Origin of the sequence: Methylobacterium sp. E-066, from assembly GCF_022829635.1 — a bacterium.
Lineage (GTDB): Bacteria > Pseudomonadota > Alphaproteobacteria > Rhizobiales > Beijerinckiaceae > Methylobacterium.
Genome location: NZ_JAKSYO010000206.1, coordinates 88,363 through 110,007 on the forward strand (window position 1 = coordinate 88,363; position 21,645 = coordinate 110,007).

Annotated in this window: 23 protein-coding genes and 1 pseudogene; 9 read left to right on the top strand and 15 right to left on the bottom strand. The window is 68.0% G+C overall.

Annotated features, from left to right (window positions below; translation table 11 throughout):
- Nucleotides 1-216 precede the first annotated feature (216 nt).
- From MKL20_RS30590 to MKL20_RS30600, 3 genes are all read left to right on the top strand, one after another.
- Nucleotides 217-1,779, top strand: coding sequence for an ABC transporter substrate-binding protein (locus MKL20_RS30590; RefSeq protein ID WP_244039853.1), 1,563 nt, complete (start codon nucleotides 217-219; stop codon nucleotides 1,777-1,779).
- Nucleotides 1,780-1,787: 8 nt separating this feature from the next.
- Nucleotides 1,788-3,353: a GMC family oxidoreductase gene (locus MKL20_RS30595; RefSeq protein ID WP_244039870.1), complete on the top strand. Its 1,566-nt coding sequence runs from the start codon at nucleotides 1,788-1,790 to the stop codon at nucleotides 3,351-3,353.
- 493 nt (nucleotides 3,354-3,846) lie between these two features.
- On the top strand, nucleotides 3,847-5,064 hold the full coding sequence (locus tag MKL20_RS30600) for a M23 family metallopeptidase (RefSeq protein ID WP_244039854.1): 1,218 nt from the start codon (nucleotides 3,847-3,849) through the stop codon (nucleotides 5,062-5,064).
- 223 nt (nucleotides 5,065-5,287) lie between these two features.
- Here MKL20_RS30600 and MKL20_RS30605 read toward each other — a convergent pair whose 3' ends face one another.
- From MKL20_RS30605 to ugpB, 4 genes are read right to left on the bottom strand one after another with little or no spacing between them, the layout of a single operon-like run.
- The gene (locus MKL20_RS30605) at nucleotides 5,288-6,349 is read right to left on the bottom strand and encodes an ABC transporter ATP-binding protein (RefSeq protein WP_244039855.1); all 1,062 of its coding nucleotides are present in this window, start codon (nucleotides 6,347-6,349) and stop codon (nucleotides 5,288-5,290) included.
- Nucleotides 6,349-7,185: a sn-glycerol-3-phosphate ABC transporter permease UgpE gene (gene ugpE / locus MKL20_RS30610; protein ID WP_244039871.1), complete on the bottom strand. Its 837-nt coding sequence runs from the start codon at nucleotides 7,183-7,185 to the stop codon at nucleotides 6,349-6,351. Before ugpE ends, MKL20_RS30605 begins: the two co-directional genes overlap by 1 nt.
- Nucleotides 7,182-8,063, bottom strand: coding sequence for an ABC transporter permease subunit (locus MKL20_RS30615; protein ID WP_243963640.1), 882 nt, complete (start codon nucleotides 8,061-8,063; stop codon nucleotides 7,182-7,184). Before MKL20_RS30615 ends, ugpE begins: the two co-directional genes overlap by 4 nt.
- A gap of 31 nt (nucleotides 8,064-8,094) precedes the next feature.
- The gene (gene ugpB / locus MKL20_RS30620; RefSeq protein ID WP_244039856.1) at nucleotides 8,095-9,438 is read right to left on the bottom strand and encodes a sn-glycerol-3-phosphate ABC transporter substrate-binding protein UgpB; all 1,344 of its coding nucleotides are present in this window, start codon (nucleotides 9,436-9,438) and stop codon (nucleotides 8,095-8,097) included.
- A 564-nt stretch (nucleotides 9,439-10,002) separates the two neighbouring features.
- Between ugpB and MKL20_RS30625 the strand changes: the two are divergent.
- Nucleotides 10,003-10,760 (top strand): annotated as a pseudogene (locus tag MKL20_RS30625) (IS5 family transposase).
- An 88-nt stretch (nucleotides 10,761-10,848) separates the two neighbouring features.
- On the opposite strand, the gene MKL20_RS30630 reads toward MKL20_RS30625, so the two are convergent.
- Together MKL20_RS30630 and MKL20_RS30635 are read right to left on the bottom strand one after the other, a co-directional pair.
- Nucleotides 10,849-11,295, bottom strand: a complete 447-nt coding sequence (locus tag MKL20_RS30630) for a DMT family transporter (RefSeq protein WP_244039857.1) — start codon at nucleotides 11,293-11,295, stop codon at nucleotides 10,849-10,851.
- 111 nt (nucleotides 11,296-11,406) lie between these two features.
- Nucleotides 11,407-12,246, bottom strand: coding sequence for an aldo/keto reductase (locus tag MKL20_RS30635; protein WP_243965841.1), 840 nt, complete (start codon nucleotides 12,244-12,246; stop codon nucleotides 11,407-11,409).
- 270 nt (nucleotides 12,247-12,516) lie between these two features.
- Between MKL20_RS30635 and MKL20_RS30640 the strand changes: the two genes are divergently transcribed.
- Genes MKL20_RS30640 through MKL20_RS30650 form a run of 3 tightly spaced genes read left to right on the top strand, consistent with a single transcriptional unit; the run spans nucleotide 12,517 to nucleotide 14,272 of the window.
- A complete protein-coding gene (locus tag MKL20_RS30640) occupies nucleotides 12,517-13,590 on the top strand; it encodes an adenylate/guanylate cyclase domain-containing protein (RefSeq protein ID WP_243965868.1) in 1,074 nt (357 codons plus the stop codon).
- On the top strand, nucleotides 13,590-13,793 hold the full coding sequence (locus MKL20_RS30645; protein ID WP_243965842.1) for a hypothetical protein: 204 nt from the start codon (nucleotides 13,590-13,592) through the stop codon (nucleotides 13,791-13,793). Before MKL20_RS30640 ends, MKL20_RS30645 begins: the two co-directional genes overlap by 1 nt.
- Nucleotides 13,790-14,272 (top strand): YaiI/YqxD family protein, encoded by a 483-nt coding sequence (locus MKL20_RS30650; RefSeq protein WP_244039858.1) that lies wholly within the window; start codon nucleotides 13,790-13,792, stop codon nucleotides 14,270-14,272. Before MKL20_RS30645 ends, MKL20_RS30650 begins: the two co-directional genes overlap by 4 nt.
- Before the next feature lie 93 nt (nucleotides 14,273-14,365).
- Here the strand turns inward: MKL20_RS30650 and MKL20_RS30655 are convergent, their stop codons facing one another.
- The 8 genes from MKL20_RS30655 to MKL20_RS30690 all read right to left on the bottom strand — a co-directional run bounded on the left by MKL20_RS30655 (nucleotide 14,366) and on the right by MKL20_RS30690 (nucleotide 19,511).
- Complete coding sequence (locus MKL20_RS30655) at nucleotides 14,366-14,914, bottom strand: formaldehyde-activating enzyme (RefSeq protein ID WP_243965845.1); 549 nt, start codon at nucleotides 14,912-14,914, stop codon at nucleotides 14,366-14,368.
- Nucleotides 14,915-15,083: 169 nt separating this feature from the next.
- Nucleotides 15,084-15,350: a BrnA antitoxin family protein gene (locus MKL20_RS30660; RefSeq protein ID WP_243965846.1), complete on the bottom strand. Its 267-nt coding sequence runs from the start codon at nucleotides 15,348-15,350 to the stop codon at nucleotides 15,084-15,086.
- A gap of 6 nt (nucleotides 15,351-15,356) precedes the next feature.
- Nucleotides 15,357-15,740 (bottom strand): hypothetical protein, encoded by a 384-nt coding sequence (locus tag MKL20_RS30665; protein WP_243965847.1) that lies wholly within the window; start codon nucleotides 15,738-15,740, stop codon nucleotides 15,357-15,359.
- Nucleotides 15,741-16,042: 302 nt separating this feature from the next.
- On the bottom strand, nucleotides 16,043-17,029 hold the full coding sequence (locus tag MKL20_RS30670) for an energy transducer TonB (RefSeq protein ID WP_243965848.1): 987 nt from the start codon (nucleotides 17,027-17,029) through the stop codon (nucleotides 16,043-16,045).
- A gap of 4 nt (nucleotides 17,030-17,033) precedes the next feature.
- Nucleotides 17,034-17,507 carry an ExbD/TolR family protein gene (locus MKL20_RS30675; protein ID WP_244039859.1) on the bottom strand — a complete coding sequence of 158 codons (474 nt, stop codon included), beginning with the start codon at nucleotides 17,505-17,507 and terminating at the stop codon, nucleotides 17,034-17,036.
- Between the two features lie 147 nt (nucleotides 17,508-17,654).
- Nucleotides 17,655-18,350, bottom strand: coding sequence for a MotA/TolQ/ExbB proton channel family protein (locus tag MKL20_RS30680; protein WP_243965850.1), 696 nt, complete (start codon nucleotides 18,348-18,350; stop codon nucleotides 17,655-17,657).
- Nucleotides 18,351-18,474: 124 nt separating this feature from the next.
- Nucleotides 18,475-18,951, bottom strand: a complete 477-nt coding sequence (locus MKL20_RS30685) for a Tat pathway signal protein (RefSeq protein ID WP_244039860.1) — start codon at nucleotides 18,949-18,951, stop codon at nucleotides 18,475-18,477.
- Between the two features lie 68 nt (nucleotides 18,952-19,019).
- Complete coding sequence (locus MKL20_RS30690) at nucleotides 19,020-19,511, bottom strand: hypothetical protein (protein WP_244039861.1); 492 nt, start codon at nucleotides 19,509-19,511, stop codon at nucleotides 19,020-19,022.
- A gap of 427 nt (nucleotides 19,512-19,938) precedes the next feature.
- Between MKL20_RS30690 and MKL20_RS30695 the strand changes: the two genes are divergently transcribed.
- Together MKL20_RS30695 and MKL20_RS30700 are read left to right on the top strand one after the other, a co-directional pair.
- Nucleotides 19,939-20,367 (top strand): Hsp20 family protein, encoded by a 429-nt coding sequence (locus MKL20_RS30695; RefSeq protein ID WP_243965853.1) that lies wholly within the window; start codon nucleotides 19,939-19,941, stop codon nucleotides 20,365-20,367.
- A gap of 148 nt (nucleotides 20,368-20,515) precedes the next feature.
- A complete protein-coding gene (locus MKL20_RS30700) occupies nucleotides 20,516-20,800 on the top strand; it encodes a DUF1150 family protein (protein ID WP_243965854.1) in 285 nt (94 codons plus the stop codon).
- A 9-nt stretch (nucleotides 20,801-20,809) separates the two neighbouring features.
- Here the strand turns inward: MKL20_RS30700 and MKL20_RS30705 are convergent, their stop codons facing one another.
- Nucleotides 20,810-21,577 carry an alpha/beta fold hydrolase gene (locus MKL20_RS30705; protein ID WP_244039862.1) on the bottom strand — a complete coding sequence of 256 codons (768 nt, stop codon included), beginning with the start codon at nucleotides 21,575-21,577 and terminating at the stop codon, nucleotides 20,810-20,812.
- Nucleotides 21,578-21,645 lie beyond the last annotated feature (68 nt).

The following is a 21,645-nucleotide window of genomic DNA, read 5'->3' on the forward strand; positions in this document are numbered from 1 at the left end:
GCGGGTGATGACGCCGTGCCGTGCTGTCGAGGGCAGCACGGTGCGCCCACCGGATCGGATGGATGACGCATACTGGTATCCGGCTTGCTTGGAGCGCTCGCCGCCGAACTGGATACTGGTTCGGCGGCGAGCGCGTTGCATCAAGGGCTTTGAGCAGTCCCGAGTGCAACGCGATCGGGAACGGCCCCAGCCGGCTCGGACACAGGGTGAATACGCATGAGACGGTTCTGGCTTCCCGGGCTGATTGCAGCCGCGGGGGCGCTCCTGGCGCCGGCACCGGCCGGTGCGGAAACGACGGTGCGGGCAGTACTCGAAGCCGAGATCGTCACCCTCGATCCCTATTTCACCACGGCCTATATCACCCGGACCTTCGGCTTCATGGTCTACGACACGCTGTTCGCGCCGGACGCGAAGGGCGTGTTCAAACCGCAGATGGTCGACACGTGGTCGGTGTCGGACGATCGCCTGACCTGGCGCTTCACCTTGCGCGACGGCCTGCGCTTCCATGATGGCACCCCCGTCCGGGCCGCCGACTGCGTCGCCTCGCTCAAGCGCTGGGCAGCCCGCAGCGCGCTCGGCGGCCGGCTCATGGACGTGGCGGCGGGGCTCGAATCCGTGGACGACAGGACCTTCGTGCTGACGTTGCGGGAGCCCTACGGCCTCGTGCTCGATACGCTCGGCACCACGTCGAGCCCGACGCCCTTCATCATGCCCGCCCGGCTCGCCGCGACGCCGCCCACGACGCAGCTCTCGGAGGTCATGGGGTCGGGTCCCTTCGTCTACGACCGCGCTGCGCACATCACCGGCGACCACATGCTGTTGCGCAAGAACGCCGATTATCGGCCGCGTCCAGAGCCGGCGGACTTCCTGGCCGGCGGCAAGGTCGTGAAGGTCGACGCCCTCGACATCCGCATCATCCCGGATGGTGCGACCGCCGTCGGCGCCCTCGGCGTGGGCGAGATCGATCTCATGCAGTACGCGCCGTTCGATCTGATCGAACAGATCGAGCGCAACAAGAGCTTGGCGGTGATGAACTTCACCGGCCCGCACAGGTTCACGGGGCATTACCGCATCAATACGGCGGCCAAGCCCTTCGATGACCCGGCGATCCGGCGCGTGCTGCTGAGCCTCGTGGATCAGCGCGAGGTCCTGGACGGGTTCGGCCTGGATCCACGCTTCTCGCAGACCTGCGACGCCTTCTTCATCTGCGGCTCCCCCTACGAGACGCATACCGGGACCGAGCTCCTCCGCGATCCGTCGGCGGCGGCGGCCCGAGCCGCCCTGAAGGCGACAGCCTACACGGGCGAGCCCGTGATCGTGATGGCGGCCAACGATCTCGAGGCGGCGCGCGTCTCCTCAACGATCCTGGCCGACCGGCTGAAACAGGCCGGCTTCACCGTGGATCTCCAAGTCATGGATTGGGCGGCCCTGCTCGCGCGTCGCACCAAGAAGGCCGGGTGGAACGTCTTCGGTATTCACGCCCTCGGCCTCGACCTCAGCTCCCCGCTGACGAATTCGGCGATCAACTTCAATTGCAAGGATGCGGCGAGTTCCGGGTTCATGTGCGACCGGCGCATGGTCGGGCTGTTCGATCGGTTCTCCCGTGAGCCTGATCCGGACAAGCGGCGTGACATCGCTGGCGAGATTCAGTCCGTCATCTACGGCGAAGGCCTAGTCGTGCCCTTCGGCCAATTCGCGCAGCCCGCAGCCTACCGGACCACGCTCACCGGCCTGATCCCGTCCGCCATCCCGCTGTTCTGGAACGTCGAGAAGAAATGAGCGCAGCCCTGTACGATGTGGTCGTCGTCGGCGCCGGCTCCGCGGGGGCCGCGCTCGCCGCACGCCTCTCGGAAGATCCGAAGCGACGCGTGCTCCTGCTGGAGGCGGGGCGCGACTGGCGCACCGGCGAGGCCCCGCCGGCCTTGCGCTCAGCCAACATCGTGCCGTTCATGTACGACCCGGACCACCAGGCGGACTGGCAGTGGCCCGGGCTGATGAGCCGGCGAACCCGCGTGCAGGAGCCCCGCTTCTATTGGCGCGGGCGTGCGCTCGGCGGCAGCTCGACGGTGAACGCACAGATCGCAATCCGCGGCGTCCCGGCGGCCTTCGATGCCTGGGCGGAACAGGGCTGCACCGGCTGGTCGGCCAGCGACGTGCTGCCGCTCTTCGACCAGATCGAAGACGACGCCGAGTTCGGCACGGAAGCCGGCATCCGCCGTGGCGGTCCGCTCCCGGTCTACCGTGCGCCGCCGGAGGCCTGGGGCGCGGTGGATCTCGGGCTGCGGGACGCAGCGCTCGCTGTTGGCTATCCCTGGAAGGCGAATCTCAACGCTCCGGTGGGCGAAGGCGTCTCGTGCAATCCGATCAACAGTCGCGATGGGCACCGTATCACCACAAACGACGCCTATCTCGAGCCGGCACGCGGGCGGTCCAATCTCGAGATCCGCGGCGGCGCCCTCGTCGATCGCGTCCTGTTCGAAGGACGTCGCGCTGTCGGTCTCCGCGTCCGCTTCGGGACGGGGCCCTGGACCGAGATTCACGGCCAAGAAATCGTCCTGTGCGCTGGCGCCATCCATAGCCCGGCCATCCTGATGCGATCCGGGATCGGTCCGGCCGCGCAACTTCACGCCCTCGGCATCCCCGTCCTTCAGGCACACGAGGCGGTTGGCGGCCATTTCATGGATCACCCGATCCTGCGGGCGACGATGGACCTGCGGCCCGACCACCGGGCGTTCGGTCCGGACGCGCGGCACACCAACTGCTGCGTGACGTATTCCAGCGGTCTTGCGGGCGGCGGCGAGCGCGACATGATCCTCGTCGCTTACAATCACCGGGGCCTGACGGGTCCGGTGCCGACCCCGCAAGGGGCCGTCGGCGTCGGGCTGTACGACGCGTTCTCGCGCGGTTCGCTGAACCTCACGTCGGCCGATCCCGAGGTCAATCCGGTCATCGAGGAGAACATGCTGGACGATCCGCGCGATTGCCTGCGCATGCGCGATGCGGTGCGACGCCTCGCGCGCCTGATGGCACAGCCGGCTCTGGCCGACCTCGCCACGGCGATCCGGTTCGGAGAAAGCCCGCTCGCGATCGGCGAGGCCGCGCGCCTCCCGGATTCCGAACTCGATGCTCTGATGCTCGCCGAAGCCGGCGATATTCAGCACGCGGCCGGCACCTGCCGCATGAGCGGATGGCAGGACGCATCCGGCGTCGTCGACCCGGATCTCAAGGTTCGCGCGATTGGCGGACTGCGCGTCTGCGACGCGTCCATCATGCCCAGTGATTGCCGGGCCAACCTGCATTTCACCTGCGTTATGATCGGTGAACATCTCGCACGGAGCATGGCTAAGCAATAATCTGTAGATTTTCTATGTGCCGCACCTTGTTGTTCACTGCAGTGCATCGCCCACTGGGGAGAGCCTGTAAGGCTTACGATCCGCTGCGGTCATGGCGATGCATGGGGATCATTGCATCACCATGACCTCATTAAACCGCTTCGTGGGCCTCTCGAACGTCGAACAAGGGCTGCTTCTTCAACATGGTACACCGAAAGCAGCCGGTCTCTTTTCGGCCAGATCAGGACGTCAGCATCCGCGCACGCTCGCGTCGCGAGAACGGCGACTGGTCCGATGTAATGCGCGATCTCGCCCGGCAGACATTCACCACGGCCGAAGGTCGGGACCGATGGCGGTTGCGCCCTCGCGCATCAACGTCGTGCCCGCGCGGCTTCAGATTTCCAACACATTGGCTCGAAATGACCGGTATCAGTAAAACCGTTTCGACTTCTATTCTTGCTCCCAAACGGTCGGTGCGGCGCGCCGAGCGATTGTCTCAGCCCGGAGGATCTGCATGCGCGCCCTGACTCTCGTCCGCGCTGCAGCCATCCTCGCGCCTCTGTTCTGCGGAGCGGTGCGGGCGGCCGAAACTGGACAATCGAGCGCCTCCACGGTGCCCGTCATGACGCCGCTCATTGCCGATGTCCTGACAGCGCCACGCGTCGTGCCGATGTCGGACGGCCGCAATCACCTCGTCTACGAACTCCGCCTCTCGAACGTGCTGGATGGACGGTTCGACCTCAAGCGGCTGGTCGTGCTTGACGCCGGCTCACAACGGCCGCTCCTGGCGCTCGATCGGGAAGCGATCGGTCAGCGGTCGTCCCTCGGTGGCCGTCGGGGAAACGCGACGGCGTCGCTCGGGGCTTATCAGTTCGGGATCGTCTTCCTTCACATCATCCTGCGGGCGGACGAGCGTATTCCCGAGGCCCTCGTCCACGAGATCGAAGGGTTCGCCGAGCCGCTGAAAGCCGATCTGTCGATGCAGATTGCGAGAACGCCGGTCATCGATCGATCCTTGCCTGTCCTGGCGGCACCGCTACACGGCGGTGGCTACATTGTCGGGGATGGCTGCTGCGATTCGATTCGGCATGTCCGAGCCCTCCTGCCGCTCAACGGGGCCTTACGCTTGGCACAGCGCTACGCAATCGATTGGGAAAGGATCGATGACGAGGACCGGATCGTGCGCGGCGATCTGAAGGACGTGAGAAGCTACCGCATCTACGGTGAGCCCGTTTTGGCCGTGGCAGACGGCACGGTGGCTGGCTCGCGCAACGACTTACCCGACCAAGTACCGGGTGCGCTGCCGTCGAATCTGCCGATCGGCGAAGCGGACGGCAACTTCATCGTCATGGACCTCGGTGGTGGAGCGTTCGTTCTCTACGCCCATCTCAAGCCCGGAAGTGTCGGCCCGGGCGTCGGCGATCATGTCAGGCGCGGCGACCTCCTCGGCGATGTCGGCAACAGCGGCAACAGCCAAGCGCCACATCTGCACTTGCATGTCATGGACAGTCCGAACGCACTTCTCGCAGACGGGCTGCCCTACGTGTTCGAGGCCTTCACCAATCCCGCTGCAGTCGATGCAGGGACCGCTGACTTTGATCACGCCGAGGCGACCGGCTCCCCGCTTCGCTTGGCGCGGAAGACCCGACCGTCGGCCGTCCGCGACGTCCTGCCGCTCGACCTCTCCATCGTCGATTGGCCGGCGCCACCGTCGAAGCCAAGCAAGCCGTAGCGATCATGCGCTCAGGAGGCGGACTGCGTCGCTCGCAGCGCGGTCCGCATGGCAGTCCGAGGCAACCTGGATGGCACCCGACGCGCGGAAGGGCCACGAGCGGTCGCTCGGTGGCGGGATCGTGCCCATCACAGCCGTTCAGCTGGCCGCAGCGAAAGCTCGTAAGCAGACGATGGATCGCGTCGGGGTGTATCGTCACGCACGATGGGGGATCGCCTGACCCTCAGGCCTCCATCCGCAGCCCTGTTGCTTGGTCGAAGATGTGGAGATGCGGAGCGGGGAACGATGCTCGGATTGCGTCGCTCACCGGAGTGCCATTCGCGATCTTGACTGTCAGCGCCGCTTCGCCCGGACGTCCGGCATGCACCAGCATCTCGGACCCGAGGAGTTCTACGACCTCGACCGGCCATGTCGTGCCCGCCGCGTCGAGCAGGACGTGTTCCGGGCGAATGCCCAGAACAACGGGGAAACCATCGGGACGGTCGAACCGCCGGGATCCGAGGTCGATGTCCGCGCCCGCGACCGTCACCATCGTGCCGTTCCGCCCGAGCTTGCCGGGTAGCAAGTTCATCGCTGGCGAGCCGATGAAGCCCGCCACGTAGGTGTCGGCGGGGCGCTCGAAGACCTCCGTCGGCGTCGCCAATTGTACCGGGACGCCTTTGTGCATCACCAGCAACCGGTCGCCCAGCGTCATCGCCTCGACCTGATCGTGCGTGACGTAAAGGCTCGTCACCTTCAGCCGGCGCTGGAGGCGGCGGATCTCGCCGCGCATCTGCACCCGGAGCTTGGCGTCGAGATTCGACAGTGGCTCGTCGAACAGGAAGAGCTTCGGATCGCGGACGATGGCGCGACCCATGGCGACCCGCTGACGCTGGCCGCCGGACAACTGACGCGGCTTGCGCTCGAGCAGCGCTTCCAGGCCCAGCAGAGCCGAGGCCGCATCGACCTTCGCCCGGATCTCGGCGCGGGGCAGGCCGCGGATCTTCAGCCCGTAGGCCATGTTCTCGAACACGCTCATGTGCGGGTACAGGGCGTAGTTCTGGAACACCATGGCGATGTCGCGCGCCGACGGATCGAGATCGGTGACGTCGCGCCCGTCGATCAGGACGCGCCCGGTGGTGGGCGTCTCCAGACCGGCCACGATGCGCAGCAGGGTGGATTTTCCGCAGCCCGACGCGCCAACGATCACCAGCATCTCGCCGTCCGCCAGAGCGAGGTCGACCCCCTTCAGGATCTCGTTGCTGCCGAAGCTCTTGCGCAGGCCGTCGAGTTTCAGGCCCGCCATCACTTATCGCCCTCCGTCAGGCCTTTCACGAACCAGCGCTGCATGAGGAGCACCACCGCCACGGGGGGGATCAGCGCCAGCACCGCCGTCGCCATGACTTTGTTCCATTCGGTCGCAGTGTCGACGCCGATCATTTTGACGATGCTGATGACCACAGTGTCGAGCTTGGGATCGGTCGCGACGAGCAGCGGCCACAGGTACTGGTTCCACCCATAGACGAACAGAATCACGAACAACGCCGCGATGTTGGCGCCCGAGACCGGGATCAGGATGTCCCGCAGGAAGCGTAGGGGCCCGGCCCCGTCGATCCGCGCTGCTTCCACGAGTTCGTCCGGAACGGCGAGGAAGGTCTGCCGAAACAGCAGCGTCGCGGTTGCGGAGGCGATGAGGGGAATCGTTAGGCCCGTGAAGCTGTTGATCAGATCGAGGGAGGACATGACCTGGAAGGTGGGGATCAGCCGCACCTCGACCGGCAGCATCAGGGTCAGGAAGATCAACCAGAAGGCCGCCATGCGGAAGGGGAAGCGGAAGAAGGTGACGGCATAGGCCGAGGGCAGCGACAGGGCTATCTTGCCGAACGCGATGGCGAACGCCATCCCGGCCGAGACCAGCAGGGCGCGCCAGACCGGCCCAGCCCCCGCCGACCCGTTCACCAGCACGTCGTGATAGACCCCGAGACCGGAGAGGTTCGGGATCAGCGAGACCTCGCCCCGGGCGATCGCGGCCGAATCCTGTGTCGAGCCGGCGATCGCGATCCAGATCGGCAGGGCGAAGAGCAGGATCGCCAGGATCAGGACGGCGTGGGGGATGAGATTCAACGTTCTCCGGCGCATCAGGTGACGGCTTTCCGCCCGAGGAACCGGAATTGCAGGGCGCAGAGGACGATGACGCCGGCCATCAGCACCACGGATTGCGCCGAGGACGAGCCGACATTCGCGTTGACGACGCCGTCGAGATAGACCTTGAGGACGAGCGTCTGTGTCGACTGGCCCGGCCCGCCGCCGTTCACCGCGTAGACCGTCGCGAAGGTGTCGAAGGCCGCGTAGACGAGATCGACGACGAGCAGGAAATAGACCGTCGGCATCAGCAGCGGTAGGACGATGGTGCGGAACCGGCGCAAGCCCCGGGCACCGTCGATGCGGGCCGCCTCGATGATCGTTTTCGGGATCGCCTGGAGGCCCGCCAGGAAGAAGATGAAGTTGTAGCTGATCTGCTTCCAGGCGGCGGCCAGGATCACCAGCGCCATGGCCTGCGTGCCGTCGAGCTTGTAGTCCCAGGCGATCCCGATCCGGTTCAGCCACGCGCCGACGAGGCCGATCTGCGGGTGGAACATCAGCACCCACAGCACCGCCGCCATGGCGGGCGCTACCGCGTAGGGCCAGATCAGCATCGTGCGATAGAAGGTGCGGCCCCGGATCTCGGTATCCGCCAGGACCGCGAGCACCAGCGCCACACCCATCGAGACGGCGGTCACGCAGGCGCAGAATACGACCGTCCGCCCGATCGCCGCGAGGTAGAGCGGATCTGCGAACAGGTCAGTGAAGTTGTCGAGCCCGACAAACTCGGTGCTGGTGCCGAAGGCGTCCTCGCGCTCCAGGCTCGACCGGATCGCCTGGACGGCCGGCCACAGGAAGAAGACCACCGTCAGCACCAGCTGCGGCAAGATCAGCAGGGCCGGCAGCAGCCGGCCCGGGAACAGCGTCCGTCGTTCCATGCGTGGAGAGCCTTCCGCCGGTCCGCCGCGTTCACCCGCGCGTGGATTTCTGGAAGTCGCGCAGCACCCGGTTGCCGCGCGCGGCGGCGCTGTCCATGGCGGCTTGCGCGGTCTGCTGGCCCTGGAGCGCCTTCTCGATCTCCTCGTAGAGGATCGCGCGGATCTCCGGCAGGCGGCCGAGGCGCAGGCCGCGTGAGTTCGGGGTCAATTCCCCGCGCGAGAGCTGCCGCGCCGGCACGTCGGTGCCAGGGTTCTTGTCGAAATAGCCCGCCTGCTTGGTGGCCTCGTAGCCCGCGAGCGTCACTGGGACGTAGCCGGTGTTCTGGGCATAGAGCGCGACCTGCTCGGGCTTCGCGATAAAGGCATAGAAGGCCGCGACGCCCTTGTACTCGGCCTTGGTGCGCTTCGGCGCCGTCATCGCCCACAGGCTGGCGCCGCCGATGATGGAGTTGTTCGGCCGCGGGTTCAGGGCCGGCTCGGTCGGCAGGAAGGCCTCGGCGTAGCGGAACTTGGCGTTCTTAACGATGTCGGCGCGGCCCGACGACGAACCGAACCCGATCGCCGCCTGGCCGGAGTAGAAGATCGCATCCGGCGCGCCGTCGCGGCCAGTATACTTGAAGGCACCGTCCTTCGACAGGTCTAGGAAGCGCTGGAGCTGGTCGACGAAGGGCTTGGTATTGATGAGCAGTTCCGCGCCGAGGCCATCATAGCCATCGTTCTCAGTGGCGTAAGCGAGGTTCTGGATCGCGGCATATTCCTCGAACTGAATCCAGGTCATCCAGGCCGACGTGCTCGCGATCGGCGTGGGCGCCTTCGACGCGAGGGTGCGGGCCGCCTTCGCGTAGTCATCGTAGGTGGCCGGCGGGATGTCAGGATCGAGCCCCGCCTTCTCGAAGGCGTCGCGATTGTACCACATGACTGCCGTCGAGGAGTTGAACGGCATCGAGGCGAGCTTGCCGTCCGGCAGGCTGTAATAGCCGCGCACGCCGGGGATGTAGGCCTTGGGATCGAGACCGAACCCGGTCTCCTCCGCGAGCTTCCAGGCCTGCTTGATGGCGGGGCCCGCCTGCAGCATCGTGCCCGTGCCGACCTCGAAGATCTGGACGATGTGCGGCGCCTTGCCGGCGCGGTAGGCGGCGATCGCCGCCGTCAGCGTCTCAGGGTAGGTGCCCTTGAACACCGCCTCCAGCGTGACCTCGGATTGGCTCGCATTGAAGTCGCGCGTCAGCCTGTTGACCTCCTCGCCGTTCGCGCCCGACATCGCGTGCCAGAGCACGATGGACGTCCTGTCCCCATCCAAAGCAGAGGCGGGCGAGCGAAGCGCAGTCCATGCGGCGAGACCGCCGACGCCGGCCAACAGGACGCGACGATCCATCCAAAATCCTCCCTGCGGCGGGATCGACGCGCCCGTTGACATCAGGCTTGAGACGAGTTCCCGCGAAAGCACCCGGTCCGAGGACACGATGCTCGTCCGCCAATGATGCACGGACCCGACTGCGGAATAAAGCAGCTAGCGAGAGGACGCTATGCCCAGACATTCGCTTTGAATAGAAAACTCCATTCCCTCAATCCGACAGCGTCGCCATGCCGATCCAGTCAAACATGATCAATTTGGCGGCTAACGGACACGAGCAGCCTCGTCTCGTCGTGCCGTGCCATCTCGGTATTCCAGGCCAGGGACCGCGCTCTCGCCATGCCACACGCCGGTCACGCAGCTCACCCGTTTGAACGATACCGGTCCGAACACGCGATCATCGCATCGGTGCCGGACCGAAGCCAACTCTTGCCGAGCCCGCCGACGTCCGCTTCTGCCAACGTCACTCTGAAAAGCGGGCCGACAACTTTCGGCCAGATTAAGCCATCGCACTAGGTCGTGAACCCATAACGGGTGGCACGGTTTGGTCGGGGCATCGTTGGTTCTCCGAATGGAGGACCGAGGATGGCGCGGTTTGACCTGACGGATGTAGAGTGGGCGGTGATCGAGCCGGTTCTGCCGACGGACGTACGCGGCAAGGATCGGGTGGACGACCGACGGGTGCTGAACGGGATCTTCTGGCGGCTGCGCACGGGTGCGCCGTGGGCCGACATCCCGGCGCGTTACGGGCCCTACACGACCTGCGGCAACCGCTTCCGGCGCTGGCGCAAGCGCGGCATTTGGGATCGGCTTCTGGCTGCTGTGTCGAAGGCTTACGAGGGCGATCTGCAGATGATCGACGCCACCAGCGTGCGGGTTCACCAGCATGCAGCCTGCGCCAAAAAAAAGACGGCGGATCCGGTGGCATGGGTCGCTCACGGGGCGGCCTGACCAGCAAGATCCACGCGCTGGTGGATGCCGAGGGCCGTCCCGTGGCGCTGAAGATCACGCCCGGTCAGGCGCATGACGGGCGCTCGGCGACCGACATGCTGGGCGGGCTGGGTGAAGGCCAGGTCCTGCTGGGTGACCGGGCCTACGACAGCGATGCGCTGCGAGCCCGGATGTCCGAGCAGGGGGCTTGGGCGAACGTGAAGCCGATGCCCAACCGCAAGCAGGTCTTGGCCTTCAGCCCGTTCCTGTACAAGTACCGCAACCTGGTCGAACGCTTCTTCAGCAAGATCAAGCACTTCCGCGCCGTCGCCACCCGCTACGACAAGGATCCCGACAACTTTCTTGCCAGCGTCAAACTCGCCGCCCTCCGGGTCTGGCTGCGAACTTTATGAGTCCGCGACCTAGAGCGCGCGCAGCCGAAGTGGATACCGGTTCGGCGTCAGCGAGCGCGTCAAATCAAGGACTTAGAGCCGGTCTCGGTCAGCGCCGGATCAGGACGACGCCGCCGATCAGGAGCGCGACGCCCACTGCGCGTGGCAGGTCGATCGGCCGCTGCGCGAGGCCGATCCAGCCGTAGTGGTCGAAGATCACCGAGGCCAGCATCTGGCCGGTGACCAGGAGCGCCAAGAAAGTTCCGGCCCCGAGCTGCGGGACGAGGACGATCCCGAGGCCGATGAAGATCGCCCCGAACAGCCCGCCGCTCCACGCCCACCACGGAATCCGCGCCAGCACGCCGGCGGACGGGATCGGGTCGCGGGCTGCGAGGGCGACGACGACCATGCAGGCCACCCCGACCGTGAAGCTTACGACGCCCGACAACGCGGCCGAGTTGAGGGCCGTGCGCAGATTCGCGTTCAGCGCCTGCTGGATGACGATGCTGACACCGGCCGCGAGGGCGAGAGCCGAGGGGAAGAGCAGCTTCAGCATGTGGGGCGGGCACTTTCGGACGGCGCTGGCGTAACGGCCGCGGTTCGGAGGCGGTACCGCGATTCCTCGGCCCTCGCCAACCTGCCACGCTGTGCCGATCTTCTCCGCCCCTTACAGCATCGGCAGCATCCGCGGCCGCTTCCCCCGGGGGAAATGCGCGTCGATCATGGCGAGCTCGGCCGGGCCGAGATGCAGGTCGGCGGCGCCGGCATTCTCGATCGCCCGGGCCGGGCGACCGGTCTTGGGGATCGTGAAGGTGCCGGGCAGCCGGGTCAGGAAGGCCAGGGCCACCGCGTAGGGCGTCGTGCCGTGGGCTCGGGCGATGCCGTCCAGGACGCGGCCGCCGGCGCTGGCCGGGTCGGGGAAATCGCCGCTGCCGAACGGCGAATAACCGACCATCGCCACGCCGTGCGTCTCGCACCAGGGCAGCACCGCGTGCTCGATCGCCCGCTCGTTGAGATGGTACAGCACCTGGTTGCAGGCGATCCGGTCCGGCCCGGCGATGGCGAGCACCCGGTCGAGGTCGTCGACGTCGAAGTTGCTCAGGCCCCAGGACAGGATCTTGCCGGCTCGGCGCAGGTCCTCGAATCCCGCGATCGTCTCGGCCAGGGGATGCTGCCCGGGCCAATGCAGCAGGTAGCTGTCGAGCCGGTCGGTCTTCAACCGCTTCAGCGAGGCCTCGCAGGCCCGCACGACGCCCCGGCGCGTGGCGTTGCCCGGGACCACCTTCGAGACGAGAAAAACCTCCTCGCGGCAATCCGCGATGGCCTCGGCCACGATCGCCTCGGCGTCGCCGTACATCTCGGCCGTGTCGATATGGGTCATGCCGGCATCGATGCCGGCCCGCAGGGCACGCACCGCGTCGGCCCGGTCCGAGCCGTCGATGTGCCACGTGCCCTGGCCGATGACCGGCACCGAGACGCGCGTCGCCCCAAAGCTCCTGGCGTGCATGGCAGCGCTCCCTTCCCGGCCGGGTGGGGTCTCGTTCTCGATCGTCGGCCCGCCCGCTTGGGCCGAGCCGGCGTCCCCACCCCGCTGCGCCTTACTCGCGCCATCTTGGGGGGATGAGCAATGGGCCGTCGCCGCTCCGGTGTTGAACTTTAGGCCAGTGTCTCACGCCGCGCTCAACGAGGCCCCCAGGGGGCCTGCCAGGTCATCTGCGAGGGCCTGGAGCGCGCCATGCGCGGCGGCCGCCCGATCGACCCTGTGGGAGACGCGCTGATGCTGCCGGCCCACCGGATGTTCTGGGCGCTGATCCTACTCGCCGCCGCCGGCGCGGGGCTGCTCTACAACATCATCTTCGCGGACGGCGCCACGCCGCTCGCCGGCTTCACCTACGGCCTGTGCACGGGGGCGACGGTTCTCGCGTTCGATCGCGGCCTCATCCTGGCGGGGCTGCAGGCGCGGATCCGGCGCCTGCCGGCCTGGCTCTACGTCTTCGCGGCGGAACTCGCCTACGTGCTGATGATCGTGTCGGGCAACGCCCTCGGCGGCCTGATCGTCTGGACCTTCGGCCTCACCGGCGACGAACTCGCCGTGGCGACCCGGACGAACGCCCGCGTCCTCGCCTACGCCCTGGCGGTGGCGGGCCTGCTGGTCTTCGTGATCCGCATGCGCGACCTCGTCGGCGGCGAGATCTTCGTGAACTTCATGATCGGCCGCTACCACAAGCCGGTGGCCGAGGAGCGGATCTTCCTGTTCCTGGACGTGGTCGGCTCCACCGCCTTCGCGGAGACCCATGGTGACCTGCGCGCCCAGGAATATCTGAGCGCGGTCTTCGCCACCCTGGCCGAGCCTGTGCGCCGCAACGGCGGCTCGGTGGACGATTATATCGGCGACCTCGCGATGGTGACCTGGCCGATGAGCCGAGGCCTGAAGGACGCGCGCTGCGTCACCTGCGTGTTCGACGTCATCGACCGGATCGAGGCCGAGGAGGCCGCCTGGACCGCCCGGTTCGGCACGGTGCCGAAGCTGCGCGCCGCGCTGCATGGCGGCTCGGTGGTCACTGCCGAAGTCGGCGTCGACCGCCACAAGATCGCGTATTTCGGCGATGCCGTGAACGTCACCTCGCGGATCGAGGCCCTGTGCCGGCCGCTCGGGGTCGGAATCCTGATCTCGCAGGATCTCCTCAGCCGGCTGCCGTCCCTGCCAGCCGGCGTGCGGGCGCGTTCGCTGGGGGCGCATGCGCTGCGCGGCCGCGGCGCGCCGCTCGCGGTGGCGACGCTGGAGCGCGGTGCTGCGTCCGATACGACGCTGACCGAGCAGCCGCCGCGCCGGCTCGCAGGGGCGCGCTGATGGCATCCGCCGGGACCGGGCCCTGGACTGCCCTGACCGTCCTCAAGCTCGTGCTGCGCTTCTTGCCGCCGTTGCTCGGGCTGTTCGTCATCGGCCGCGCGGTGGTGCTGTCGATCGGCGGCGATATCGAGCGCTGGCAGTTCGCCCTCGGGGCGCTCCTGATCCTGGCGGGCTTCACCTCGAAACTGGTGCCCCGGCGATGAGCGCGGAGGAGGGCCGGCCGCCGATCTATCTCGACGCCGATGCCTGCCCGGTGAAGGACGAGACCTACCGGGTCGCGGCGCGCTACGGCCTCACCGTCCACGTCGTCGCCAACAGCGTGCTGAACCTACCGCGCGAGCCCTGGATCGTGCGCGTCGTCGTCGGCTCGGCGCTGGACGCCGCCGACGACTGGATCGCCGAGCGGGCCGGCCGTGGCAGCATCGTGCTCACCGCCGACGTGCCGCTGGCCGCCCGCTGCGTGAAAGCCGGCGCCACCGTGCTAGCCTTCACCGGCAAGCCGTTCAGCGAGGCCTCGATCGGCATGGCGCTGGCGACCCGCGACCTGATGCAGTCCCTGCGCGAGGCCGGAACGATCACGGGCGGCCCGGCGCCGTTCTCCCGCGCCGATCGCTCCTCGTTCCTGTCAGCCCTCGACCGGGCGGTGAACCGGATCTTGCGGGAGCGGCCGGTGCGTGGGTGACGGGATGGTTGGGGGGCGTATGACGAGGGCGAAAACAAGAATGGCCCGAGCTTTCGCCCGAGCCATTCTTGGTCGATGGCCGGATCGCGAAAATCAGATCTTACCTTCGAGGCCCATCGTATAATATTTGTGCACGATCTTGTCCTGGTTCTCCAGGAGCCAGTCGATCGACGGCTCGTTGGTCATGGCCTTGCGGATCGCCTCGGTCATGCCCTTGCGCTGGATCTCGAACAGCGCCTTGTGGTCGACCGTCTCGGCCTGGATCACGCCGGGGCTTAGCCAGACCGAGCAGATGATGCCGAGGTCGTTGGCCTTCTCCTTCGGGATATAGCCCGCCCGCACGGCATCGAGGACGCCGTTGGCGATGGCGAACTGCACCGTGCCCATCAGGATCGAGGTGTACTTGCTCTCGGTCACGCTCACCTTGGACACGCAGAGCGTGACCGGGCGGACCATGATGTCGGTGTTGAGCAGCGCGAAGACGCGGCTGTGGCCGACGACCTGGTCGCCGGTCAGGGTCGCGATCGCGGTGCCGACCGGCCCGTCGAGCTCGCCGATGATGACCTCCGGCTCGGCCGCCGTGTTGGGCGGCCCGCCCGCCACGAGGGCTTCGCCGGCACGGAGGATGATGCGTTCACTCATGACAAGATTCTCCACAGGATGCGCACGGAAGCACGATCCCGAACGTCGGGTCGGATCCGTCGGGATCAGGCGCGGTCGCGCGATCTCAAGATGCGGGTCTCAGTTCGACGCGCGTGCGCCCGTGACGGGGCCGACCCGGCGCCGCGGGCGACCACCGCGTGGGCCGGCCTCAATCCTCAGAAGCCGGCACCAGCGCCTTCAGCGCCTCGTTGACGCGGTCCTGCCAGCCGGGGCCGTCCTTCTGGAAATGAGCCAGCACGGCACTGTCGAGGCGCAGGGTGACCATCTCCCGCGCGCCCGGAACAGCCGCGGGGCGCGGCGCTGCGGGCGGGGCCGCCGGGGCGGCGGCGGGCTTGGCAGTCGTGGCGGCCTTGAAGGCCGCCTCGGCTGCGGTGCGCGGATCGGTGAATCGGCGGCGGTTGCGATCGTCGGCCATCGGCCCTCAGTCCTTCGCGGCAGCTTTCTTCGGCGCCGCCTTCTTGGCGGTTCCTTTGCCGGCACTCTTGGCGGCGATCTTGGCCGCCGCCTTGGCTGCCTTCTCGTCCGCCTTGGCCTGCGCGTCGGCGGCCTTGGTCTGGGCCTCCGCGGCCTTGGTCTCGGCCTCGGCGGCTTCCTTGGCCAGGCGCAGGGAGCGCAGCTTCAGAGTCCGCTCGTCGATCGCCTTGATCGACGCGTGATGCTCGGCCATCGCCTGCGCGCCCTCGCGGGCCATGCGCTCGGCACGCTCGGCCCGTTCCGCACGGTTGTCGGCCCGGGTCTTGGCTTCCGCTTCCGCGTCGCGGATGTCCTCGGCCTCGTCGAGGTCGGTCTCAGTCTCGTCGCTCATCCTGTGCCTTTCGCCCCGGTCCAGCGGCACCGCCGCCTGCGCATCGCGCGCCGGAACGGTCTCTGGAGCGGGTCCGGCCTGTTCGAGGGGTGGAGGGCAAGGCCGGACGATCCGCCCCGCCGCGCCGTCCTGGGACGACTGTTCGAGGCCGTGATCACCACCGCATTAGCACGCGCGCAGGCCGGATGGCGAATCCGGCCTGTTGATCGTGCAGGACAGGCGAGCGTATTCGTCTTGCGTCGCGAGGCGCTTGTTCAATCGAGACCGGCGCCTCTGCCGCGCCAAGCGTTGTCTATTGGCACTCAACGCACGCGATAGTTGAGCGGGATCGTGATCGAAAGGCTCGGTTGCGTCACGCCGGCCGGCGCCGCCGGCATGCCGCCCCGCACCGCCGCCAGCGCCGCGCTGTCGATCTGGCCGACGCCGCTCGACCGGGCGAGGCCCGCGCCGCTCACCGCCCCAGAGCGCGACACGGTGAACCGGACCATGGCGGTGCCCCCGGCGGTACCGGCGGCGGCGCCCGGGTTCATCCGGCCGTGGATCGCCGCGCTGATCGCCCCGGTCCATTGACGCAGCGCGCTCGGATCGCTGCCCGCCGCGGCCCGGCCGGCGGCGTTCTGGCGCGCTGCGGAAGCCGAATTGCGTGCCTCGGCGCCCTGCTGCGCCTTGGCTTGCTTCGCCTTGGCTTCGCGGGCGGCCTTCAGCTTCGCTTCGCGGATTTCCTCGAGACGCTCCTCGCGCTTCTGCTCGCGCAGCTTCTCTTCGCGGATCTTGCGCAGCTTCGCCTCGCGCTCGGCCTTGATCTTCGCCGGATCCGGCGTCGGCTTCGGCGGCTCCTCGGTCTTGGCGACCTCGGTCGGGGGCGGTGCCAGAGGCTCGGCCGCCTCGGAGGACGAGGTTATGACGCCGCTCTGGGCCTCCACCGGCACGGCCTCCTGCGGCGGCTCGGTGATGGCCTGGGTCTCGTCGGGCTTGACCTCGGTCATCTCGGGCGGCGGCGGCTGCACGGCCTCGTCGGGCGGCAGCTCCACGGGCTTGGTCTCCGGGGGCGCCTCCTGGCTCATCTGCTGCTCGGCCGGCGCCTCGGTCGCCGCGTCGGTCATCACCGGCGCCAGATCGATCGAGATCTGCTGCTCGCCGGGGGGCGCCGGCGGCGTCAGCCGGTAGAACATCACCGCCGCGAGCACGAGCGCGTGCAGCACGAACGCGACCAGGAAGGCGAGGAGCAGCCCCGAGGGGCCGCGCTCGCCGGGGCCCGCCGGCAGATCCGTCGAAGTCAGCGTGCTCATCGATTCAGCGGGCGGTCTCTGCGGGGGCGGCCGGGGCCGCCGCGGCGGGGCCGCCCGGCGCCTGCGCGATCAGCGACACCTTGGTGAAGCCCGCCTGACCGACGAGGCCCATCACCTGCATGATCTTGCCGTAGGGCACGTCCCGGTCGCCCCGCACCAGGATGACCTGGTCCTTGTCGGCGCCGGCCATCTCGCGCAGGCGTGGCACGAGGCTGTCCATGGTGAACACCTCCTTGGCGATCGACGGGTTGCCGTCCTTGTCGACCGTGACCTCCTGGGGCTTCTTCGACTGCGCCACCTTGGCAGCGGCAGTCTTGGGCAGCTGCACCGGCACGCCGGTGGTCATCAGCGGCGCCGCGACCATGAAAATGATCAGCAGGACGAGCATGACGTCCACCATCGGGGTGACGTTGATCTCGGACATCGGCATGTCGTCGAGGTCGTCATCGTCGCTTGCGCGGGGCGATGCCATCGCCATGGCGGCGTCTCCGGTTGGTTGCGGTCGGCCCGGTGCGGGCCATGGTTTCAAGCGCTCGCGGCCGGATCGGTATCGGCGAGCACGTCAGATCGAAGGTTTGGAGCCCGGCCCCGTCGCGACGCGACGGGCAACGGTGCCGGTGGGCGCCTACTCGGCCGCCGCGCGGTGCTGCCCGGCCCCCGTCCGCTCGCGGGCGAGGCGGTCGCCCAGCAACGCGATGTAGGCGTTGAAGGAACTCTGGATGCCGCCGATATCGCCCGCCAGCTTGTTGTAGGCCATCACGGCCGGGATCGCGACGACGAGGCCGATGGCGGTCGCGAACAACGCCTCCGCGATGCCTGGGGCGACGACGGCGAGCGAGGTGTCCTGGCTCCGCGCGATCGACGAGAACGAGTTCATGATGCCCCAGACCGTGCCGAACAGGCCGACGAACGGGGCGGTGGAGCCGGAGGTCGCCAGCAGCGACAGACCCGTGCGCAGGCGCTTCACCTCAAGCCCGAGCGCGCCGCGCATGGCCCGCTCGATCCGCTCGCGCCGCTCGGCCCGGGTCTCGGTGGGATCCTGGTCGCGCCACGCGTCGATGGCGGCCTTCACGACGTGGCCGGTCAGCCCCTTGTGCTGGCCGTCGAGGCTGCCGCCCGAGCGCACCAGCGTCTCGAACGCCTTCGCTTGGCGCCGGGCGGCCGAGAGCCGGATGATCTTCTCGAACACAACCGTCCAGCACGCGATCGACGCGATGACCAGCAGGATCATCACGCCCTTCACGATCGGGTCGGCCTGCAGGAACAGGCCGAGGAACGAGAAGTCGTGGGCGACCTCGGTCGGGGCTTGTGTCGGGTCCATCGCGGGCTCCTGGTGTCATGCGGCCCAGGGCCGCCGTCTCGTCGAGGTGCGGCGAAAGCCGCTGACCGCCCGGCAGCTCTCGCCGCCGGGCGGTGTGGTCTCTGGGGCCTTCAGGCCGCCCGTATCAGCGGTCGAAGGCGGGTCCGGCCTTGGTCTCGGTCTCGGTCCGGTCCAGGCAGGCCTCGCGGGCGGCCTCGCCGCCGTCGCAGGCCAGGACGTCGTTCAGCAGGACACGGCCGACCTTGGCGCAGGCGATGCCCGGGAAGTCGAAGATCTTCACGGTGGTCTTGCGGGCCGGCAGAGGCCCGAGTTCGACCGCCACCCGCTTCTGGGCGACCCCGTCCGGATCGAAGGCGAACAGGTCGACCTTGTAGGATTTGAGGCCGGTCCCCTTGGCATTGTCGACCACCAGGGTCACCCGGCAGGCCTCGCCCGCGGTCTCGAGCTTGTTGAGCTGGAGCTTGAGCGGCGTCTTCTCGGCCGCGGCGTCCTGCGCCAGCGCCGAGACGACCAGGAGCGCCGAGAGCGCGAGGCAGGCCACCATATCGAGGGCGATCCGCCCGATCCGGCGGCGGTACAAGGGGACGCTCAAGGCAACCACCAAACCGATTTCCTCTTCTCTCAGATCCGGCCGGAGCCGAAGCACGCCGCCGCAGCGGCCGACGCAGTTCAGTGAAGTACGACCCTGCGCGGGCAAGTCGTAGGCGACAGGCGTTCGGCCGCCGCATCGAGGGTGGCGACGGCGGCCCGCACTGCCGCGACCAGGCGGGGCGCGGCGTCGCGCCCGGTGATCTCGGCCGCGGCCTCTTCGAGATCGGCCCAGAGCCGACGTCGTCCCCGGCCGATCAGCGCGACCAGGGCGCATTCGTGGCCGGTGACGCGGCAGCAGCTCGCCGGCATGAACGACCAATCGTCCTCGCGCTCCGCCCGGAGTGCCCGAACGATCGCGACTACGCTGGCGACGAAGCGGCATCCCTCGGCCGGGCCGAGCAACTGCTCGGCACCGTCGAAAGCGGCATTCCAGCAGGCGACATCGCTGGTCATGTACCCGGCAGCGACGAATCGGGCCACCGACAGCGCCAGGATGTCGGCTTCGTCGCCGCACACGTCGACGACGCGCTGCATCGCCGCATGACTTGCCGGGGTCGAAGGCACGCTCATCGGGGCTCCGGTGCGTCCCGCTAGGTTCGGGAATAGTTGATGAGAACCCGTCCAAAGCCGGACGATCACCAGCCGCGGCAGTAGCCACGACGGCTGCCGCAATCAAGACCCGGCGAGAAAATCAGAGCAGTTCCAAACTGTTAGACGAGAGCTTGACTGTCGACGGACTTGCTTAAACATCCCGGCGGTATATGCCGAAACCTCCCGCCCGCCGCATCGGTTCGAGGGGGCCAATCGTGTTTGGGAAGCGAAATTAACCCGTTCCCTTGATGGGGTTGGGGGCCTCGGCCATATCTCCGTCTTACCGGCGGCGTTTCGACCGGGGGAGCGCTGTCTTGCACGGGCTCCATGGCGTCGAGGTGCTCGGAGATCCGGGGCTGCGGCTAGTCCCAGGGTCGGAGGCCTCGCTGTGAGGATGACGGCCGCAATGACTCGACCCTCGCCCTTCGGGCATCCGTTCCTGCTCGGCTTCGACGAGATCGAGCAGGCCCTCGATCGGGTCGCCAAGGGCGCCAACGACGGCTATCCCCCCTACAACATCGAGCGGCTTCCTCGCACCGAGCGGGAGCCGGAACGCCTGCGCATCACGCTGGCGGTGGCCGGCTTCACCCAGGAGCAGCTCGACGTGATGCTGGAGGACAGCCAACTCGTGGTCCGCGGCCGGCAGGTCGAGGAGCGCGAGCGGCACTTCCTGCACCGCGGCATTGCGGCGCGGCAGTTCCAGCGCACCTTCCTCTTGGCCGACGGCATGGAGGTTTTGGGGGCGGATCTCGCCAACGGCCTGCTCTCGATCGATCTCGTCCGGCCCGAGCCCGACCGGATCGTGCGCAAGATCGATATCGGCGCCCGAGGCTAGAGCGGTCCCGATTTCAAGGTCGGTCTGGACCCTGCGCGACGATGCCATAGGTCGATTGATTGGGCGCCGGACATCCCCACATCAGGATGGAACCGCCGGTGCCTCCGGGACCGGAGGTAGACGCTCTGCCACCCCAGGAGGGCAAGACATGACGAACCTGAACGTATCTCCCCTGACCCCCGCCGACCTCGACCCGACCGAGTTCAACCCGGCCGATCTCGCCGCCCTCGGCGAGGGCCATATCGCCTATGTCCGCCCGATCCGGTCCGACGAGGTGCGCCGTCTGTTCCCGCAGGCGCCGGAACTGATGCCCGGCCTCGACCTGTTCGCCCTGCTCTCGGCGAGCGGCGAGCCGATCATGCTGGCGGATTCCCGCGACGTGGTGTTGGCCAATGCGGTCGCCCAGGATCTCCACGCCGTCAGCCTGCACTGATCCTTGTGGTCAGGCGATTCCCGCCACCGCCGCCACGAGCCGCGCGATATCCTGCGGCCGTGACAGGCGGTGGTCGCCATCGGCGATCAGCGTGAGAACGGTGCCCTCGGCCGGGAGCCGGCCGACCGTCTTGAGGGCGTGGGCGTAGGGCACATCCGGGTCGCGCATGCCCTGGAGGATGTGGACCGGGCAGGCCGGATCGAAGGGGCCTTCGAGCAATCTGTTGCGGCGGCCGTCCTCGATCAGCGCGAGGGTGATCGGGTCGGGCTCGGGCGCATAATCGCTCGGCCGTTGAAGGATCCCATCGCGCATCAGCGCGACACGTGCCAGCTCATCGAGCTGCGACCAGATCAGATCCTCTGTGAAATCCAGGGCCGGAGCGACCAGCACGAGCCCTGCGGTCTTTTGACCGCGCGCGGCCCGAGCCTGCGCGACCAGGCAGGCGATCCAACCGCCCATCGACGAGCCGACCAGGATCGGCGGCTCCGTGACGTAGCGCGCTAGCACCGCCTGTGCGTCTTCGAGCCAGGACGAGATGGTGCAATCGGCGAACGTGCCACCGGACGCGCCGTGGCCGGCATAGTCGAACCGGACCATGGCACGCCGCTGTTCGGCCGCCCAGGCGTCGAGGGCGGTCGCCTTGGTGGCGGTCATGTCGGAGCGGAATCCCCCGAGCCAGACCACCGGCGGCCCGGCGCCCTCGCGTACCCGTACGGCGATCCGCCGCGCGGCGGCTCCTTCGCCGACGGTGATGAAATCCGGCCCTGTATCGGTCATCGATCTCTCCGCTAGGCCTCTATCGAACTTGGCGAAGTCCTTCCCTGACCGGGTCGGCTTCAACCTCC